Source organism: Metapseudomonas resinovorans, assembly GCF_002003485.1.
GTDB classification, from domain to species: domain Bacteria; phylum Pseudomonadota; class Gammaproteobacteria; order Pseudomonadales; family Pseudomonadaceae; genus Metapseudomonas; species Metapseudomonas resinovorans_D.
The window spans coordinates 137169-156823 of the sequence record NZ_BDMA01000050.1 but is presented as its reverse complement, the minus strand read 5'-3'; the positions used below and the strand labels follow the sequence as shown (position 1 = coordinate 156823).

17 protein-coding genes are annotated in these 19655 nt (G+C 62.6%); 7 read left to right on the top strand and 10 right to left on the bottom strand.

The annotated features are described in order from the left end of the window. Positions 1-191: 191 nt before the first annotated feature. Entirely contained in the window at positions 192-1289 is a 1098-nt protein-coding gene (locus MnOB_RS13820; protein ID WP_107504078.1) for an ABC transporter substrate-binding protein, read from the bottom strand. Positions 1290-1447: 158 nt separating this feature from the next. Between MnOB_RS13820 and MnOB_RS13815 the strand changes: the two genes are divergently transcribed. Together MnOB_RS13815 and MnOB_RS13810 are read left to right on the top strand one after the other, a co-directional pair. Beyond that, positions 1448-3403 carry an oxidoreductase gene (locus tag MnOB_RS13815; RefSeq protein ID WP_077524799.1) on the top strand — a complete coding sequence of 652 codons (1956 nt, stop codon included), beginning with the start codon at positions 1448-1450 and terminating at the stop codon, positions 3401-3403. A gap of 29 nt (positions 3404-3432) precedes the next feature. Further along, positions 3433-4053 (top strand): cupin domain-containing protein, encoded by a 621-nt coding sequence (locus tag MnOB_RS13810; RefSeq protein ID WP_107504077.1) that lies wholly within the window; start codon positions 3433-3435, stop codon positions 4051-4053. A 138-nt stretch (positions 4054-4191) separates the two neighbouring features. Here MnOB_RS13810 and waaA read toward each other — a convergent pair whose 3' ends face one another. Then, positions 4192-5460, bottom strand: coding sequence for a lipid IV(A) 3-deoxy-D-manno-octulosonic acid transferase (gene waaA / locus MnOB_RS13805; RefSeq protein WP_077524797.1), 1269 nt, complete (start codon positions 5458-5460; stop codon positions 4192-4194). Positions 5461-5496: 36 nt separating this feature from the next. Next, a complete protein-coding gene (locus MnOB_RS13800) occupies positions 5497-6381 on the bottom strand; it encodes a LysR family transcriptional regulator (protein ID WP_077524803.1) in 885 nt (294 codons plus the stop codon). 91 nt (positions 6382-6472) lie between these two features. On the opposite strand from MnOB_RS13800, the gene MnOB_RS13795 reads away from it, so the two are divergent. The 4 genes from MnOB_RS13795 (at position 6473) to MnOB_RS13780 (ending at position 9836) form a co-directional block, all read left to right on the top strand. Further along, entirely contained in the window at positions 6473-6805 is a 333-nt protein-coding gene (locus MnOB_RS13795) for a DMT family transporter (RefSeq protein WP_077524796.1), read from the top strand. Between the two features lie 93 nt (positions 6806-6898). After that, positions 6899-8074 (top strand): NAD(P)/FAD-dependent oxidoreductase, encoded by a 1176-nt coding sequence (locus MnOB_RS13790; RefSeq protein WP_077524795.1) that lies wholly within the window; start codon positions 6899-6901, stop codon positions 8072-8074. Further along, positions 8071-8883 (top strand): aldo/keto reductase, encoded by an 813-nt coding sequence (locus MnOB_RS13785; RefSeq protein WP_077524794.1) that lies wholly within the window; start codon positions 8071-8073, stop codon positions 8881-8883. Before MnOB_RS13790 ends, MnOB_RS13785 begins: the two co-directional genes overlap by 4 nt. 47 nt (positions 8884-8930) lie before the next feature. After that, positions 8931-9836 carry a metal ABC transporter ATPase gene (locus MnOB_RS13780; RefSeq protein ID WP_077524793.1) on the top strand — a complete coding sequence of 302 codons (906 nt, stop codon included), beginning with the start codon at positions 8931-8933 and terminating at the stop codon, positions 9834-9836. 54 nt (positions 9837-9890) lie between these two features. Here the strand turns inward: MnOB_RS13780 and MnOB_RS13775 are convergent, their stop codons facing one another. The 4 genes from MnOB_RS13775 to msbA all read right to left on the bottom strand — a co-directional run bounded on the left by MnOB_RS13775 (position 9891) and on the right by msbA (position 15840). After that, a complete protein-coding gene (locus MnOB_RS13775) occupies positions 9891-11096 on the bottom strand; it encodes an acyl-CoA dehydrogenase family protein (protein WP_077524792.1) in 1206 nt (401 codons plus the stop codon). Between the two features lie 10 nt (positions 11097-11106). After that, positions 11107-12381 (bottom strand): acyl-CoA dehydrogenase family protein, encoded by a 1275-nt coding sequence (locus MnOB_RS13770; RefSeq protein ID WP_077524802.1) that lies wholly within the window; start codon positions 12379-12381, stop codon positions 11107-11109. A 111-nt stretch (positions 12382-12492) separates the two neighbouring features. Next, a complete protein-coding gene (hldE, locus tag MnOB_RS13765) occupies positions 12493-13914 on the bottom strand; it encodes a bifunctional D-glycero-beta-D-manno-heptose-7-phosphate kinase/D-glycero-beta-D-manno-heptose 1-phosphate adenylyltransferase HldE (protein ID WP_077524791.1) in 1422 nt (473 codons plus the stop codon). Positions 13915-14043: 129 nt separating this feature from the next. Further along, positions 14044-15840, bottom strand: coding sequence for a lipid A export permease/ATP-binding protein MsbA (gene msbA / locus MnOB_RS13760; protein ID WP_077524790.1), 1797 nt, complete (start codon positions 15838-15840; stop codon positions 14044-14046). Between the two features lie 56 nt (positions 15841-15896). On the opposite strand from msbA, the gene MnOB_RS13755 reads away from it, so the two are divergent. Continuing rightward, positions 15897-16490, top strand: a complete 594-nt coding sequence (locus tag MnOB_RS13755) for a lipopolysaccharide kinase InaA family protein (protein WP_352230868.1) — start codon at positions 15897-15899, stop codon at positions 16488-16490. Positions 16491-16553: 63 nt separating this feature from the next. On the opposite strand, the gene MnOB_RS13750 is transcribed toward MnOB_RS13755, so the two are convergent. From MnOB_RS13750 to MnOB_RS13740, 3 genes are read right to left on the bottom strand one after another with little or no spacing between them, the layout of a single operon-like run. Beyond that, a complete protein-coding gene (locus MnOB_RS13750; RefSeq protein WP_077524788.1) occupies positions 16554-17741 on the bottom strand; it encodes an O-antigen ligase family protein in 1188 nt (395 codons plus the stop codon). A gap of 16 nt (positions 17742-17757) precedes the next feature. Beyond that, positions 17758-18765 carry a glycosyltransferase family 2 protein gene (locus tag MnOB_RS13745; RefSeq protein ID WP_158713816.1) on the bottom strand — a complete coding sequence of 336 codons (1008 nt, stop codon included), beginning with the start codon at positions 18763-18765 and terminating at the stop codon, positions 17758-17760. Positions 18766-18772: 7 nt separating this feature from the next. Next, complete coding sequence (locus tag MnOB_RS13740; RefSeq protein ID WP_077524786.1) at positions 18773-19651, bottom strand: glycosyltransferase; 879 nt, start codon at positions 19649-19651, stop codon at positions 18773-18775. Positions 19652-19655: the final 4 nt, after the last annotated feature.

Here is a 19655-nt window from a genome sequence, read left to right as displayed (position 1 = left end):
TGAGGTCTGGAGGTTAGCCTGATAGGTGTAAACCTATTTCAGGACTAGACAATTCGCTCCTACTGCGCCGCCAGTCGTAGGGTGGATCACGCTTCATCGATCCACCATCGGCGTCATGCCGAGCATCGCTGGTGGATAGAAAAGCGCAATCCACCCTACAGCTCGGGCCAAGCCCTGACTCCGCAGGAAGGTTATTTGGCCGCCCAGGCGTTGAAGCGCTGCTCAAGGTCTTCGCCGTGGTCTGTCCAGAACTCCACGTCCATCGGCAGGGCCTGCGCCATATTCTGCGGCGCGCTGGGCAGCCAGCCGGTCAGCGCCGGGTCGAGACGCTCGAAGGTCTGCTGGTTCACCGGCCCGTAGGGAATCCGTTTGACATAGTCGGCCTGGTTATCGGCCTTGTTGATGAAGGCGATCAACTGGTGGGCGCGGTCGACGTGTTTCGAGCCTTTGATGATCGCCCAATAGTCCATGCCATAGAGGCTATCCGGCCACACCACGGCGAACTTGTTGCCTTCCTGATGGGCCGCGGCGATGCGCCCGCTGTAGACCGAAGTCATGGTCACGTCACCGGCCGCCAGCCATTGCACGGGCTGGGCCCCCGCCTCCCACCACTGGATATGGGGCTTGAGCTGATCCAGCTTGGCAAAGGCCCGTTCCACGCCAGCCGGCGTAGCCAGCACCTTGTAGACATCCTCGCGCTTGACGCCATCGGCCAGCAGCGCGAATTCCAGGTTGTACACCGCCCGCTTGCGCAGCCCGCGTTTGCCGGGGAAGTGCTGCACATCCCAGAAATCCGCCCAGGACTTCGGCGCTTCCGCCAGCTTGCCGGCGTCATAGGCCAGCGCCACGCTCCAGACCATGGTGGCCGAGCCACATTCCTGGGCTGCATCGGCGATCAACTGGTCGGCACCGCCTATGCGCTGCCAGTCCAGGCGCTCGAACATGCCTTCCTCGCAGCCACGCACCAGGTCGGGCGCCTCGATCTCCACCAGGTCCCAGTCGACGCTGCCGGTATCGGCCATCACTTTGATACGCGCCATCTCACCGTTGTATTCGCCCTCCGTCAGCGGCGCTCCGCTGGCCTTGGCGAAGGGCTTGAAGAAGGCGTCACTCAGGGCTTTCTGCCCTGCCCCGCCGTAGCCCACCACCACCATGCTGTCAGCTGCCTGGGCGCTTCCCAGGCTACAAGCGAGCACCAAGCCGGCGAGCAGACGGCCCGCGTGGCTGGAAGAAGTAACGGAACAAGGACGTGAACGGTTGCTCAGGTGAGGGACGAAAGACTGCCGCATGGTGCTTCTCCTCTTGTTGTTGTCATGAAGCCTGCCCGTGTCGGGCTGACTCGAAGCTAAGCCAGGGCAAAGTAAAAAAACAAGTTGATTTTTTACTGAAGGTAAATTTCTATGGCTCAACAAGAACAAGCGGAGCCGCCAGGCCCTCAGGAGCCTCCATGTCCATCGCTACCTTCCCGCACCTTTTCGAGCCCCTGGAAATCCGCGGCAAACGCCTGAAGAACCGGATCATGTCCAGCGGCCACGACACCTCGATGCCCGCCGACAACCTGGTCAACGACCAGCTCGTCGCCTACCACCGTGCTCGCGCCAGGGGCGGGGTCGGTCTGATCGTCTTGCAGGTGGCCGGGGTGCATGACAGCGCGCGCTACACCTCCCATGTGCTGATGGCCACCGACGATGCCTGCATCGAGGGCTATCGCCGCCTGGCCGACGCCTGCCATGCCGAAGGCACGGTGGTGCTCTCCCAGGTCTTCCATCCGGGCCGGGAAATCATGGAGTCCAGCGATGGTCTGCTGACGGTGGCCTGGTCCGCGTCGGCTTCGCCCAACGAGCGTTTCCGCGTAATGCCGCGAGCCCTGGACCAGCGAATGATCGACGAGATCGTCGCCGGCTACGGCGCAGCCGCCCGCCGACTCTGCGCGGCCGGCCTGGACGGCGTGGAGATCGTCGCCAGCCACGGCTACCTGCCCGCGCAGTTCCTCAACCCGCGCGTGAACCGCCGGGAAGACGGCTACAACGGCGATCTGGACGCCCGCCTGCGCTTCGTCCGCGAAGTGATACAGGCCGTGCGGGCCAACTGCCCGGACGACTTCATCGTCGGGATGCGAATCTCCGCCGACGAACGCGACCCGGAAGGCCTGACAGAGGACGAATCCCTGAGCGCCGCTCTCGCCCTGCAAGGGCAACTCGACTACCTGCACCTGGTGGCCGGCACTTCCGCCTCCATCGGGGGCGCCATCCATATCGTGCCGCCGATGGCCATCGAAGCCGCCTACCTGGCTTCCACCGCCGGGAGCTTCAAGTCACGCCTGGACATCCCGCTGTTCGTCACCGGGCGGATCAACCAGCCTCAGGAAGCCGAAAGCATCCTCGCCCGTGGCCAGGCGGATGTCTGCGGCATGACCCGCGCACTGATCTGCGATCCGCAGATGCCGAACAAGGCTGCCAATGGCCGCAGCGAGGATGTGCGTGCCTGCATCGCCTGCAACCAGGCCTGCATCGGCCACTTCCACCGTGGCTATCCCATCTCTTGTATCCAGCACCCGGAAACCGGTCGAGAACTGACCTATGGAGAACCCAGCCCTGCCACGGCACGCAAGCGCGTGATGGTGGTGGGCGGAGGGCCGGCGGGCATGAAGGCCGCCGCCGTGGCTGCCCAGCGTGGCCATGAGGTGACCCTCTTCGAGGCGGCAACCCAGCTCGGCGGGCAAGTGTTGCTGGCCCAGTTGCTGCCGCGCCGCGCGGAGTTCGGCGGGGCGGCCACCAACCTGCAACGGGAGATGGAACTGGCCGGCGTGCAAGTGCAGCGCAATGTCCGCGTCGACCGTGCCTTGGTGGAACGCGAGCGTCCTGACCTGGTGATCCTCGCCACCGGCGCGAAACCCTACTGGCCGCCCTTCGAGCGCGGCGGCGAGTTGCAGGTGGTCGACGCCTGGCAGGTCCTGCGCGACGAGGTGCAACTGGGCCGTTCGGTGCTGGTTACCGACTGGCGCGGCGACTGGATCGCTCCCGGCATTGCGGAACGCCTGACACGCAACGGCCACCAGGTGCGCCTGGCGGTGAGCGGTACCCATTGTGGCGAGAGCCTGCCCCTTTACGTGCGCGACCAGATGGCCGGAGAGCTGCACAAGATGGGCATTCCGATCACTCCCTATGCGCGCCTCTACGGCTGCGACGACAACACGGTGTACATGACGCATGCCGCCTGTGGCGAACCGATGCTCTTCGAAGAGGTGGACACCCTCGTGCTCTGCCAAGGCCACCAACCCGTGGACGACCTGGGCCGTGAGCTGGAAGGCCTGGTGGATTTCCGGCGGATCGGCGACTGCCTGGCACCTCGTACCGTGGAAGAGGCGATTTACGAGGGACTGAAGCTGGCCTGGAGCATCTGAGTGTCGCCGGCGATCGCGGCTGCAATACAATGCCGCGATCCTGTCCCATGGAGGGAACCATGAGCCCCAGCCTGCCATCGCCGAACGCCAACACCGAGAGCCAGTTCCTCGGCACACGCATCCGCGCGCTGCGCAAACGCCGGGGCCTGACGCTCAGCGAGCTGGCCGAACAGAGCAAGCTCACCGCCGGCTACATCAGCCAGCTGGAACGCAACCTGGCCTATCCCTCGATTCCCGCCTTGTTCAATATCGCCCGCAGCCTGGGCGTGACCATCCAGTGGTTCTTCGCCAGCGAAGCGCCCACCACCGAAGCCGATCGCGGTTACGTCGTGCGTCGCAACGCCCGCACCAGTCTCCACTACGAAGACGGCATCACCGACGAACTGCTCAGCCCACAACCGCTGCGCCAGTTGGAGATGCTCCATTCGCGCTTCCCGCCCGGTACCTACAGCGAAGAAAGCTACAGCCACGAAGGCGAGGAAGCCGGCTATGTACTCAGTGGCGAATTCGAGCTCTGGGTCGGCGAGCGGCACTTCCATCTGCAGGAAGGTGACAGCTTCAGCTTCTCCAGCCAGGAGCCGCACCGCTATGGCAATCCCGGCGAGAAGGATGCGCTGATCCTGTGGGTCATCACGCCGCCGACGTTCTGATTCGCGCAATCGTGCAGGGACTTTTCCTGTAGGGGCGAATTCATTCGCCAAGCAGACCGAAGGCCTGCCCTTCAGACCTCCGATGGGGTGGCTGCGCCACCCCTGACGATTGAAATCGCCCCTACAACAAGGCGGCCCCTACTTCAGCAGCCGCGCAATCCCACCCAACAGACGCTCCAGCGCACCCTGATTGGCCTTGAGCACGCCTAAGCCCGCGTCGCGCATAGACTCCGCGCGCCCCGGCTCGGCCCAGAGTCCGCCAACCTGTGCGGCCAACTCTTCGGCATCTGCCACCTCGGCCAGCGCCCCGGCGTCTCGCAGCTGCGCGGCGATTTCGAGGAAGTTGAACAGATGCGGGCCACTGAGCACCGGCTTACCTAGGGCCGCTGGCTCCAGCAGGTTGTGACCGCCATTGGGGACCAGGCTGCCGCCCACGAAGGCGATATCGGCCAGCGCGTAGAGGAACAGCAACTCGCCCATGGTATCGCCGACCAGCACCGCATCCGTCGCGGCGACCGGCGCTCCGGTGGATCGGCGCACCGTTGTCAGCCCTTCGCGACGACTCAGCTCGAACACCGAACCGAATCGCTCCGGGTGACGCGGCACCAGGATCAGCAGCGCGTCTGGCCGTTGCTTCAGTAGGGCCTTGTGAGCGGCCAGGACGATTTCGTCTTCTCCGGCATGGGTGCTCGCGGCAATCCACACCGGCCGCGAATCGGCGCTCCATTGGCCACGCAATTCCGCGGCGCGCTGGAGCAGAGCCGGATCGATGCGCAGGTCGAACTTGATCGAGCCGGTCACGCCAACACATTCAGGGTGCGCGCCCAGGGTGCGGAAGCGCTCGGCTTCGGCTTCCGTCTGCACAGCGATCCAACTCAGTTCGGCCAGCATGGGCGCGGTGAGCGTGGCGAATCGCGCATAGCCGCGAGCCGACCGCTCGGACAGCCGGGCATTGGCCAGTACCACTGGGATGCCGCGACGGGCGCACTGGTGGATGTGATTCGGCCAGAGCTCGGTCTCCATGATCACCGCCAGCTTCGGCTGCACCTTGTCGAGAAAGCGAGCAGCCGCCCAAGGTAGGTCATAGGGCAGATAGCAATGCTGCACCTTGTCGCCGAACAGCGCGCGGATGCGCTCGGAACCGGTGGGCGTCATGCAGGTGATGGTGATGGGGAGGTCCGGGTGGCGCTCCAGCAGGGCGCGGACCATGGGAGCGGCGGCGATGCTCTCGCCTACCGACACGGCATGGACCCAGATGCCGCCCGGCTTGACCGCCGGCAGGCCAAAGGCAAAACGTTCGCCGATGCGCCGCGCATACGCCGGCGCACGCCAGGCGCGCCAGGCCAGCCGCACAGCTACCAGGGGCAGACCGAGATGGAACAGCAGGGTATAGAGGGTGCGATTCATGGGCGCGGAGCTTAGCGTGACTCGCCGTTGATCGCACTAACCCATGGCTTGCAGGTGCACCGCCAGGCTATCGGCCAGCCAGAGCGCCGCCGGCCCCAGCGCCGCGTCGCGACGGCAGACCAGTTCCACCACCAGCGATGGCGGCGTCCAGTCGCTGCGCAGCTCCACCAGTTGCCCCTGGTATGCCGGGTACTGGGCCACATGGCGCGGCAGCCAGGCCCAGCCCAGTCCGCGCATCAGCAGTTCGGCCATCACGTAGAAGCTGTCGGCACGCCAGACTTGCGGGCCGATCTGCTCGCCGCCCGGATAATGGCTGTCCTGGGGCGTCATGAGGATCTGCCGGTGTCGCGCCAGTTCGCTGCGGTCGGCGTAGGTCCTTCCGCCCAGGGCGTGGCCGGCACCGCAGACCGTGACCATCTCGATGGTGCCGAGGCGTTGGCGCTCCAGAGCATCGGGCATCTGTTCGTGGTGGAACAGCAGTCCGAGGTCGGCGCGCCGCTCCAGCAGCTTGCGCGCCACCTCACCCTGGGCACTGGTGGTCAGTTGCACCTCCAGCAGGGGAAACGCCTTGCCCAACGCCTCAAGGCTGGCCAGCACGGGCTGATAGGGCATCGCCTCATCCTGGGCCAATCGCAGGCGGGCTTCTTCACCCTTGGCCAGTCCCTGCGCCTTGCCGTCCAGGCGCTGGCACTGGCGCAGGACTTCGCGTGCCTCCTCCAGCAAGGCTACGCCGGCCGCAGTCAAGCGCGGCTGGCGACCGCTACTGCGTTCGAACAGCTGCACACCAAGATCATCCTCCAGCGCGGCGATCCCACTGCTGACGGCGGACTGGGCCCGCCGCAGCTTGCGTGCGACGGCAGAAAAGGACTGGCTCTCGGCCACTCCGACGAACAGGCGGATCTGCTCCAGATTCCATTGCATGGCCATCAACCTATCTTCCACACAGATAGGTAATGACTTTATCCCATCATCCGGAAGTCTAGAATCCGCCCATCGCACAGGAGGCCCGACCATGACCGGCTACGTCTATCTCGCTATCGCAATTGCCGCCGAAGTGATCGCCACCACCTCGATGAAGGCCATCGACGGCTTCAACAAACCGCTGCCCCTGATCCTGGTGATCGGCGGCTACGCCATCGCCTTCTGGATGCTGACCTTGGTGGTGCGCAGCATCCCCGTGGGTATCGCCTACGCCATCTGGGCCGGCCTCGGTATCGTGCTGGTCAGCGTCGCCGCGATGGTGCTCTACCAGCAGAAACTGGATACCCCGGCCGTGCTGGGCATGGGTCTGATCGTGTCCGGCGTGGTAGTAATCCAGCTCTTCTCCAGCAGCACCGGCCACTGAGAGCCGCTGCGCAGCTCTCGCTACCTGCTGTAAGTCGGCACCACGACAGGGGCGCTATACTGCGCCCCTGTTTTTTCCGAGGCGCTGCGACCCATGGCCGAATCCCTTTCCACTGATGTGCTCATTCTTGGCGGCGGCATCGCCGGCCTCTGGCTCAACGCCCGTCTGCGCCAGCAAGGCTTCGCCACGCTGCTGGTAGAAAAGGCCAGCCTTGGCGGCGAACAGAGCGTCAAATCCCAGGGGATCATCCACGGTGGTGCCAAATACGCCCTGCACGGTGCCCTGACCGGCGCCTCCGAAGCCATCGCCGACATGCCCCGCCGCTGGCGCGAGGCCCTGGCCGGAAACGGCGAGCTGGATCTTCGCGGCGTGCGCCTGCTCTCCGACGCCCACTACCTCTGGTCTCCGGGCACCCTGGCGGGCAATCTCACCAGCTTCTTCGCCAGCAAGGCCGTACGCGGCCGCGTCGATCAGGTGAAGGGCAGCGAACTTCCTCCCGCGCTGCAGCACCCCAAGTTCAAGGGCAAGGTCTATCGCCTGGCCGAACTGGTGCTGGACGTGCCGAGCCTGATCAACCGACTGGCGGAGCTGGCCGGCGATGGCCTCCTGGCCGCCCATGAGGTCGAGCCGCTGCTGGAGGACGGTCAACTCACCGGCCTGCGCCTTGACGGTCGTGAAGTCCGCGCGCAGCGCATCGTGCTCAGTGCCGGCGCCGGCAACCAGGCGCTGCTCGAAACCCTGGGCCTGAGCCAGCCAGCCATGCAACGCCGGCCTCTGCACATGGTGATGGTCAAGGCTCCCAGTCTGAAGCCGCTGTATGCCCATTGCCTGGGGGGTGGGCCGAAGCCGCGCATTACCGTCACCAGCCACCCGGCTGCCGACGGCCAGTGGGTCTGGTACCTCGGCGGCGACCTGGCCGAAGCCGACGGTGTAGCCCGCAGCGAAGCCGAACAGATTGCCGCCGCCGAACAGGAACTGCGCCAGCTGGTGCCCTGGATCGACCTGTCCACCGCCGAGTGGGCAACCCTGCGTGTGGACCGCGCCGAGCCGGCGCAGAGCGGCCTGGTACGTCCGGACAACGCATTCCTCAACGAACAGGGCCGCCTGCTGGTGGGCTGGCCGACCAAACTGGCCCTGGCGCCCGACTTCGCCGACCGTGTGCTGGCGGCCTTCGAGCGCGACGGCCTGCGTCCTGCTGCCAACCCACCGTTGCCGGCCCTGCCCCGTCCGCCTGTGGCGCAGCCTGCATGGGAGGAGTTGCTGGGATGAACAGCCTGCACAGCCTACACCGCCCTCTCGGCGACACCGGTCTGATGGTATCCCCCCTGGGCCTGGGCACCGTGAAACTGGGCCGTGACCAGGGCGTGAAGTACCCCAACGGCTTTACCATCCCCGACGACGCCGAAGCCCGCCAGCTCCTGGCGTTGGCCCGCGATCTCGGCATCAACCTGATCGACACCGCGCCGGCCTACGGCCGCAGCGAGGAACGCCTCGGCCCTCTGCTGCGCGGGCAGCGCCAGGACTGGGTGATCGTCAGCAAGGTCGGTGAAGAGTTCGAGGCTGGCGTTTCCCGCTTCGACTTCAGCCCCGAACACACGCGTTTCTCCATCGAGCGCAGCCTGAAGCGCCTGGAAACCGACTTCATCGATCTGGTGCTGGTGCACTCCGACGGCAATGACGTAGCCATCCTGAGGGACAGCGGTGTCTACGAAACCCTCGTCGAACTCAAGCAGGCCGGCAAGATCCGCGCCTTCGGACTGTCCGGCAAGACCGTGGACGGCGGGCTCCTTGCCCTGGAGCGGGGCGATTGCGCCATGGTCACCTACAACCTGAACGAGCAGGGCGAGAAGCCGGTACTGGACTTCGCGCTGCAACAGAACAAGGGCATCCTGATCAAGAAAGGCCTCGCCAGCGGCCACGCCTGCCTTGGCGCCGGTGTCGATCCGGTCCGCGCCAGCTTCGAACTGATCTTCGGTCATTCCGGGGTGACCGGCGCGATAATCGGGACCATCAATCCGCTGCATCTGTCCCATAATGTCGCGACGGCCGCCGCCGTTATCGGAGCCCATCGCCACTAACCGAACCCTGCCAAGCCACTAGCCGACCCCTGCCAGAAGGAGCCGACATGCCGCGAATCCTCGCCCGCAAGGACCCCAGCGCGTTCAAGACCCTGCCGCTGCATGTCGAAGCCAGCGCTGACACCCTCAGCTATCAGAGCCTTGGCAGACCGTTGAACTTCACCCAGATGCTGGAACGCCGCCGCCCCGTGCGGGTGAACGATTCCCAGCGTTTTGCGGTGGAACTGGCGAACCTGGGCGTTTCGGTGAGGCTCACCCTGAACCTGCACGGCCGCGACTACTGGCTGCTGGTACGCCAGCGCCGGCAGGATCGGGGCGACACCGTGTTGAAGCTGATTTCCGGCTATGTCCCGGCCCATGAGCTGAACCTGCCGCTGCTCACTGCGATCCAGGAAGTGGCCGAGGAATGCCTGATCGAAACCCCGGAGGGCTGGCTGGGAGGGCGCTTCGCCGATACCTGGCTGCCCACGCCCTACCAGCGGGAATTGCGCTACCGCGATGCCAATCACTTCCGCCTTAGCCCGCTGTCCGGTGCCGCGCGCCCGGTGCACAACGGAAAGCTGATCCTGCTGGAGCGGCCTGAAGCCTACGTGCACCTGCCAACGGCCTCTCTGCAACTGGTCTATGACCTGCGCCTGGACCTGCCTCGGGACAGCCATCAGATCAGCCTCTTCCATGTGGACGAAGTGCTGCAGGGTGGCCAGCTCGTGGCCAGCCTTGAGCGGCGCCGACCCGATATCTACTTGCTGCCGCTGCACCAGGGGCTGCCGACCGGCGATTTGCTGACCGTGCGCAATGGCGAATTCAAGGCCGCCAGCACCCGTGGTATCTGGTTGTCGGAGAGCTTCGCCGAACAGGATGGCTGGCTGGTGCACGAGGAGCGCGTACGCTGGCGCGACTGGCTGGCGCGGGTCGGGACGGCCCGACCGATGGGAAAGAAGATCGCCTGCTGACAACCGGGGCGCCCAAGGCGCCCCGCCCTCATTAAGCTCGCCCGCTTCGCCTCGTCACTTCAGCTCACTGGAGCTCTTGCCCAGCAGTCGCCGGGCAACGATCAGCAACTGGATCTGCTGGGTGCCTTCGAAGATGTCGAGGATCTTCGAATCCCTCGCCCATTTCTCCAGCAACTCGTCCTCTCCATAACCCACGGCTCCGGCCAACTCCACACACTTGAGCGTGATCTCATTGGCCACTCGCCCGGCCTTCGCCTTGGCGATGGAGGCCTCCTTGGAGTTCGGCAGACGGTTGTCGGCCATCCAGGCAGCCTTCAGGGCCAACAATCGCGCCGCTTCCCATTCGGCCTCCAGGCGATAGAGCGTGGCTTCAGCATGGCTGGCAGTCAGCAGCGGCTTCGCATAGTCGAACTTGCAACCGGCCCTAGCCAGCAGCTCACGGGTCCGATCGAGCGCAGCCTTGGCAACGCCCACTGCCATTCCCGCCACCAGTGGACGCGTGTTGTCGAAGGTTTCCATCACCCCGGCAAAGCCCTTCTGGACATCAATCTCGGCATTACCCAGCAGATTGGCCGCCGGAACACGGCAGTCGCTGAAGCTGATGGAGGCGGTATCGGAAGCCTTGATGCCGAGCTTTTTCTCCAGGCGCGTCACGTTCATGCCGGGCGTGCCTTTCTCCACCACGAAGGACTTGATCGCCGCACGCCCCAGGCTGTAGTCCAGCGTTGCCCATACCACCACCGCATCGGCGCGCTCCCCCGAGGTGACGAATATCTTCTCGCCATTCAGCACGTAGTGATCGCCGTCCTTCACCGCAGTGGTGCGGATAGCGGCCGAATCCGAGCCGCAACCGGGTTCGGTGATGGCCATGGCCGCCCAGGCGCCGCCAAAGCGTTTGAGCTGCTCCTCATTGGCAACCGCAGCGATGGCCGCATTGCCCAACCCTTGGCGCGGCATGGCCAGCAGGAGGCCGACGTCTCCCCAGCACAGTTCCATCACGCCGAGCAGGGCGGCGAGGTTGCCGCCGTTGCGCGCGCCCTCCTCGGCTCCTGCACCACGCTTGCTGGCAGAGCAAGCGCCGATGGTTTCAGGCGAGCCGGCGTTCATACCATCGAGAAGCGCCGCCAGCAGGTCCAGCTCACGTGGGTAGGCATGCTCGGCCTGGTCGTACTTGCGTGACAGCGGGCGAAAGTACCGCGCCGCCACCTGATGGGCCTGCAGGCTCAGGCCGCGGAATTTTTTCGGAATTTCCAGGTTCATGCTGCCTTCCTCATAAATGCAGGCCGCCGCTCATCACGGCAATGGCGCGCAGGTCTCGATACCAGCGCTCGGCCGGGTGTTCCTGGGTGAAACCATGGCCGCCGAGCAATTGCACGGCGTCGGTACCGATCTTCATGGCCTTTTCGGCGCAAAGCAGGCGCGCCAGGTAGGCCTCGCGCTGGAACGACTCTCCACGATCGGCACGGGCACAGGCGCGCCAGACCATCAGGCGCATCGCGTCGAGTTCGACGGCGATATCCGCGACCATGAAGGCCACGCCCTGGCGATGGCTGATGGGTTCACCGAAGGCCATTCGTTCATTGCAGTATCCGATCACGTAGTCCAGAGCCGCTTGGGCGGTCCCCAAGGCCAGGCCGCACCAGGCCAGGTGGCCAAGATCGAGGAACGCCTGGTAGTCGAAATCATGGGCAGCCAGGCGATGTTCGAGCGGGACTTTCACGCCCTTCAGGCGAACGCGGGCAGTGCCGCAACCCTTCAAGCCCATGGCAGGTTCCGGGCGCAGCTCCAATCCCTTGCTCCCGGCGTCGATCAGGAACAGCGCGGTGCCTTTGTCAGTGCTGGCAGCAACGATGATGCGGCTGGCATCCAGGCCGTCGAGCACCAGGCATTTCTCGCCATTCAGCACGAAGTGGCTCTTCTTGCGCTGCGCGCGGGTAGCCAGCTTGTGGGGGTCGAACAGGACCGTCGGCTCGTTCACCGCGATGGTCATGCGCGGGGTGGACTGCCCATCGACGAAAGCCGGCAACCAGACGGCCTGCTGCTCAGGCGTGGCCCAGCGACGGATGCAATTGGCGGCAGACAGCGGTGCCAGCAGTGCGGCCGCCAGGCTCAGGTCACCCTTGGACAGGGCCTCGGCCATCAATGCGTTGGTGAGGATCGCGCCCTCGCCCGCCATGCCACCCAGATCCTCGCCGACGCCGTAGTGGGCCAGCCCGAGTCCCTGGGCCTGGTTGAGCAACGCGGCCGGCACCGCGCCCCGCGCATCTGCTTCGTGGGCCGCCGGACGCAGGGCTTCCATGGCGAAAGCCTCGAGCATCTCCACCAGCATCCGCTGCTCGTCGGAGAGGGTGAGATCGAACAGATCGTTCGCGCTGGCAGCGCTCGGGGGTTGGCGGGAGCGCCGTGCCACGAGCTTGAAGCCGGCACGGGTGCCGCCGTAGAGAAGCTTTTCCAGCGTCTTGCGCAGTTTGAGGCGGTCAGGCCAATGGAACTGGGCTACGCGATTGAGCACAGCCAGGGCGCGGCCCTGTGCGTTGGGGAACATCGGCATCGCACTCCATGCAGGATGAGGATGCCGGGATGATGTTCGGCATCGACCCGGTCGCCTATGACCGGGCCGACATCTGTGACTGGCAGAGTTGCCAGTCGGCAGGGATCACTTGCTGCGGATCTTCTCGACGATCGCCGTGGTGGAGCTGTTTTCCACCAGGCCGAGCACCCGCACCTCGCCACCGTAGGCGCGAACGATATCGGCCCCCACGACCTGGTCGATGCCGTAGTCACCACCCTTCACCAGGACATCAGGCTTGACCTGGCCGAGCAGGCGCTCCGGGGTGTCCTCGGGGAAGCTGACGACCCAATCCACCGCGCCCAGGCCAGCCAGCACGGCCATGCGGCGCTCGACGCTGTTGATCGGGCGGCCCGGTCCCTTGAGGCGGCTGACCGACGCATCGTCATTGACCGCCAGCACCAGGCGATCACCTTGCGCGCGGGCCTGTTCCAGGTAGGTCACGTGGCCGGCGTGGAGGATGTCGAAGCAGCCGTTGGTGAAGACGATCTTCTCGCCGTGGGCGCGGGCATCTTCGATGGCCAGCAGCAACTGGTCCAGGCTCAGCACGCCACGCTCGGAACCCTGCTCGCGCTGAACGGCACGGCGCAATTCCGGCGCGCTGATGGCAGCGGTACCCAGTTTGCCGACGACGATGCCTGCAGCGAGGTTGGCGAGCGCCACAGCCTGCGGCAATTCCTCGCCAGCGGCCAGGGCGGCGGCCAGGGTGGAAATCACGGTGTCGCCGGCACCCGTGACATCGAACACTTCGCGGGCGCGGGCCGGCAGGTGCAACGCGGAATGACCAGGGCGCAGCAGGGTCATGCCATGCTCGCCGCGCGTGACCAGCAAGGCTCCCAGCTCCAGTTCCTGCATCAGGGCCGCCCCTTTGGCGACCAGCTCCGCCTCATCGGCACAGCGACCGACGACGGCTTCGAATTCACTGAGGTTCGGGGTGATCAGGCTCGCACCACGATAGATGCTGAAGTCCTTTCCCTTCGGGTCCGCCAGTACCGGCACCCCGCGCTGGCGGGCAGCCTGGATCAGCACCTGGTGGTTCTTCAGTGCGCCCTTGCCATAGTCGGACAAGACCAGGACGCGGGCCTGGGGCAGCAGGCGGTGGACTTGTGCGGCGAGAGCTTCGGCGTCGGTGCCGAAGGCTTCTTCGAAGTCCATGCGCAGCAGTTGCTGGTGACGGCTCATGACGCGCAGCTTGACGATGGTCGGGTGCTCGGCGAGGCGCTGGAAATGCACGTCCACGCCCGCGGCGTTGAGGCTGTCGGTCAGGCTGTCTGCCGCTTCGTCGACGCCGGTGATGCCCACCAGCATGGCAGGAGCGCCGAGTGCGGCGATGTTCAGCGCAACGTTCGCGGCGCCGCCGGGCCGATCCTCGATCTGCTCCACCTTGACCACGGGTACCGGGGCCTCGGGCGAGATTCGCGAGGTGCCGCCATGCCAGTACCGGTCAAGCATGACGTCGCCCACCACCAGAACGGGGGCTTGATCGAATCGGGGCATGGACAGTTTCATGGAGTCTCCGGACGTCAAAATCGGCGCGGATCATACCATAGCAGGTCAGTTGGCCTGACCTGCTCAATTGGACTCCGGGTGCAGCAGAACGGCGCCTGGCGGAGAAGGCCCTCGCCACGGTCGCGCGGCTTAGCTCGCTTCCGGCTGAGCCTCTTCGGCGAACTGATTGGCATGAAGCCGGGCGTAGTAGCCGTTCATCGCCAGCAGTGCCTCATGATCGCCCCGCTCGACGATGCGCCCCTGATCCATGACCAGGATCAGGTCCGCCTTTTCGATGGTGGACAGGCGGTGAGCGATGACGAGAGTGGTGCGGCCGTCCATCACGCGGTCCAGCGCAGCCTGGATGTGACGCTCGGACTCGGTATCGAGCGCCGAGGTAGCCTCGTCCAGCACCAGCACCGGCGCGTTCTTCAGCAATGCACGGGCAATCGCCAGACGCTGGCGCTGGCCGCCGGACAGCAGTACGCCGTTCTCCCCGACTTCGGTATCGAAGCCCTGCGGAAGCTTGTCGACGAATTCCTTGGCGTAAGCCGCCTCGGCTGCCCGCTCGACGTCCTCACGCGGCGCGCCGGCGAGGTCGCCATAGGCGATGTTATTGGCCACCGAGTCGTTGAACAGCGTCACCTGCTGGGTCACCAGCGCGATATGGCGACGCAGGTTGCGCAAGCGATATTCCTCGATATCGACACCATCCAGCAGGATCTGCCCCTGCTCATGGTGGTAGAAGCGCGGAATCAGGTTGGCCAGCGTGGACTTGCCGCTGCCGGAACGCCCTACCAGGGCAACCATCTGGCCCGGCTGGGCCTCGAAGCTGATGTCCTGCAGCACCGGTTTGTCGGTGCCGGGGTACTGGAAGCTGAGATTGCGTATTTCCAGGCGGCCGCTGACTTGTTCCAGCTCGGTGGTTCCATTGTCAACCTCCGGCTTCTCGTCGAGTTGCTCGAAGATACTCTCGGCGCCAGCCAGCCCCTTCTGAACAGTCGAACTCACCTCGCTCAACTGGCGGATGGGTTTCGGCAAGAGTCCCGCCAGAGTGATGTAAGCGACCAGGTCGCCCGCGGATGCATCACCCCGCAAGAACAGCACCAGAAACATCAACAGGGCCATGGCGGTGTAGATGACCAGTTGCAGCATCGGGGTATAGACCGCCCCGGTCTTGATCATTTTCAGCTGCTTGTCGGTGTTGCCTATGCTGGCATCCAGGAAGCGCTTCTGCTCGTAGGGCTCACCACCAAAGCTGCGCACTACACGATATCCCTGGATGGCCTCCGAGGAGATGTGCATCACATCGCCCATCGCGACCTGGATCTTTTTGCTCTGCTTGCGAAATTTTCGACTGGCACTGCTGACCATCAGCGCGATCAGCGGGAGGATCGCAACCATCACCAAGGTCAGTTTCCAGTTCATCCACAGAAGCGAGGCGAACAGGAAGATCACCGTCATCCCTTCGCGGAACACCACTTTGATCGCATCGGTAGCGGCACCCGTGACCATCGTCACGTTGAACGTGATGCGCGAAATCAGGTGGCCTGAGTTGTTGCTGTCGTAGTAGCGGTTTGGCAACTTCATCAACTGGTTGAACAGCGCCACCCGCAAGTCATGCACCAGCCCCAGTGAAACCTTGGCCAGGAAGAAGTTGCCGAGAAACGAACCCACACCCTGCCAGATTGCGATCAATACGATCAGCACCGGCACGGCCTGTATCAGGTTCATATCCTTGAGGTAGGGAATATGCGGCAGCAACGCAGCGTGCGGATCGGCCAGGCCATCGACAAAATACTTGAGCACGTAACCCAGCATTGGCTGACTCGACGCGAAGATCAGGAATCCGATGATGCTGAGAATGAAAAAACCAACATACGGCCTGACATAGCTCAGCAACCGCAGATAAACCTGGAGATCCGATTGCTGGTTAGAATTAGCCACTCTCGTTCCCTATTGCTACTCAGAGAAAATTGATGCGGATTGTACCAGCGAACGAAATGCAGCAGTGGCTCGACGCAGGCGAGGTCCTGGAGAAAGACGGCCGTGGCCCCAAGGTCCTGCGCCAGCCGGACGGCCAACTGCTGAAGATTTTCCGGCCACGTCGCCGACTCTGGCTCGCCCGCATGCGCCCTTCCGCACAACGCTTCGCCCGAAACGCCGAATTGCTTGCCGAACGCGGTATCACGACGCCCAAGGTCAGCGAGTGCATGTGGCTAGACAAGGACCAGGCCGTCAGTGCCTGCTTCTACGAGCCGCTACCTGGACAATCACTGGATCAGCTGTATCGCCATGTACGCCCCGAGTTCGACGCGCTACTGCCCGAACTCGCAAACTTCATCCGTACCCTGCACCAGCGCGGTATCTACTTCCGCTCGCTCCACCTGGGCAATATCCTGCGCTTGCCGGAAGGCGGCTTCGGCCTCATCGACTTCCTGGACATGCGCTTCAAACGCGGCCCGCTAAGCAGTCGATTGGCACGTCGCAACCTGCAACACCTCAATGGCTACCTGCGCCGCAGTCAGATCGACGACTTCCCCTGGCAGCGGCTGCTGCAAGCCTATGAGCGACCAACCACTGCCAAGCCTACGTGACGGCAGCAACCTTGGAATCGCCGAGTATGTCCACCAGCCTGAAGGGGAGCGCCGGTACCTGCTTCAACCAACGACCGGCAAGTCCCGCTCCTGCTTCTCCTGCCTGACACAGGTATCCATAGCCAGCACTAGAGCCACAGGAAGCCAGGTCACAAACCAGATGGTCGATGGCTTGACCCATGGCATCGTGCCATCAGTCAGAACCACCAGACCAGAGTACAGCCACAAGGCAACCGTTGCTCCACCCATCGAAGTATGGCGCAACTTGAAGGCGTGCCAGCCAGTCCAGCACCAGAGTCCTATCCACAGAAGCAGGCCAAGAGCACCAAATCGGATACCAATATCGAGGAGCATGTTGTGTGCATGATTGAACGGAAAAGTAGTCGAATCGATCGAAATCCAGTACTCCTTGAATCCGACGCCCCGCCACCAATTGTCCAACAACAGAGCAAAGCCTTCCTGCCAGATCTCAGGCCGATACGAAAAGCCGCGATTGGATAAAAGATCAGGATTGGACACGTAAATCGCCCCAATCGACAACAGAGCAATTGCCGCCCCACCAAAGGCCAGCTTGCTCCGCAACAAGACGGCCCCTCCAACACAAGACAGCACCAGACTCAGCCACACCCAACGTGTCTCGCTGAAATAAATGAACACACCGAACCCCAACAACGCCAACACCAGCGCACATTGGAGCCCCAGCCCTCGCCTGCGGTCGAACCCAAGGAATATCGTCAGAATCAGTAGGGCGCCACAGGCCTGTGCGGCAGGGATCACGACTCGCCACAGCCCCGCCGACACAACTCGCTCAGAAAAATCATGCCCCTGCATGAAATAGAAAATAAACGAGGAAAGCCCAGCCCCCAGCCCACCAAACGCACAACACAGCAGCAGAAAGCTAGGGAACCGTCCCCGCAAATACAAGGCAGAAACCACAAACCCAAGCAGACTAAGAGCTATATAAAATGGCAATTTAAGTTCGCGCAACTCGCCACCGAGCCCTACATCCAAAGCAGCCACAAACATGAACCATGCGGAAGCCATGGAATACAACACTACAAACGACTTATTCAGCGGCGGATACTGCTTGCGCATCATGAAAAAGTGCAATAAAGCTGGCAACCACAAAAGAACAATAATAAGCCGATGATAATAGGTATTGCTCTGCAACAACCATGGCGCGCACAAAAAGCAGACCAAGCCAATTACAGTTAATCGCGCGAACCAGTCGCCAAAATACACGTTCCCCATAAAATCAAAATTCTTTTCAGATAGAGAAATATTTTTTCAACGCGCCGAGGTAGACCTTGACGAAATTCACAAATCCAAATTTCCTGTAAAGCTCTAGCAGCTCGCGAAAATTCAAAAAGCCGACATCAATGATGCAATCAATAGCTTCACCTTTCCGCTCCTTAAACATTCTTTTCTTTGCTCTTCGCGCTCTCTCAATCAATGCCTTTTGCAAATGCGCTTCGTAAAAATCGGCATTTTCTGCGTTAGAAGACGTGCGTAGACCGTCTATTTCAATCCCTACATTTCTATATACACGATCCATGTAGTCAGTAAACGCAATATTTCGTGTAGCACTACCAGGATGCACCCGCATTAAAGTCATTGAGCCCTTATCTTTCAGGCACTCCATATACGCACCGCGCAAAATACAGCGCAACAAAAAGTCCCAATCTTCCAAGGCGCGCATACCCTGATCGAAAAGACCAACTTCCTTCAAAAAGGAATGACGAAAAGCGGCAGCCTGAAGCGGCAAATTATTCTTTCGAATAAATACAGGAAAGCTTTCCTTTCCGAATCCGGAAACTGGGCGACTCCACTCCCGATGCGAGTCAAGCCCGTAGTTTGCAAATAGAACATCCGGCTTACCATCGGAAAAGTAGCGGAACTTTGAATAAGAAACACTAACCAGCGGACAACGCCGAAAATGATCAACATGCGCCTGCAGTTTTTCAGCGGTCAGCAGATCATCAGCATCCAAAAAAATCACAAATTCCCCACGCGCTAACGAAATACCTTTATTACGCGCAGCGGAAACCCCCTGATTTACCTGATAGACATAGCGAACACGAGCATCTTGCTGCGCCAAGGCAGCCACGCAACCCGCCGTCTCATCAACAGAACCGTCATCGACAATAATCGCTTCCCATTTTTGATAGCTCTGCTTTTGAAGACTACCAACAGTCACTTGCAAAAAGCGGCCATAGTTGTAACAGGGAATAATTACCGAAACTTCGGGGTCGACTGCCTGATTTAAAGACTTCATACCTGCGTTAGCTCCGGCCATAAAATAAGCGTACGAGAGCCCGCAAGGTCTTGCCATTCCAATAGCGAAGAGGCAACTCAGACAGCAACTCCCGGGCCAGCGCCTTGTCCTGCCGGGCGCATTTGAGCAGCATCGAGTTGCGGAAACGCGCACAGACCTCGGGATAGGCTGGATGGTCACTGAAGCGCGCATAGGTCTTCAGCACGTTATCCACCATGAAGCGGTAATTCTTGTAGGTGTTGGTGTCGTGCACCCGATATAGCGCCAGGGGTTCCCCCAGGATGTCGATGAAGTAACCGGCATGGGTGACCTTCAGTTCGATCATCAAGTCCTCAAGACGGACGTCAGGCTCGAACCCCCCGACCCGTTCCAGCGCCTCACGACGGAACAATAGCGTGGGAGCCGGTGCCCCCGGTTTGCGATCGAGGAAGACATCTTCGAAATCCAGTCGGCGGAGCGGAAGTTCGCGCGGCTTACCGCTGGGCTTCCCATCCGCATCGATGGTCTGGATATCCCCAGCGCAAATGCCCACGTCCGGCTTGTCCGCCAGGTAGGCGACCTGCTTGGCAATACGGTCCGGGAGCATGATGTCATCCGAACCGAAGGGCGCGATCAGGCTACCTTTCGCGCGGGCGATGGCCTCATTGAGGGTTCTCGATAGCCCCTGGTTGGCTTGGCTTTGGAAGTCGAAACCATGGATAGCCTGCAGTGCCTGGATGCGAGAAACACTGTCGTCACGGGACCCATCGTCCACCACCAGCAGCTCGATGTTTGGATAACTCTGTCCCAGGACGCTGAGAATGCTCGCCTCGATGTAGGGTGCGTGGTTGTAGGAGGCGATGATCACACTCACCAGCGGCAGCTGGGCATTGTTCGTCGAAGACATGGAT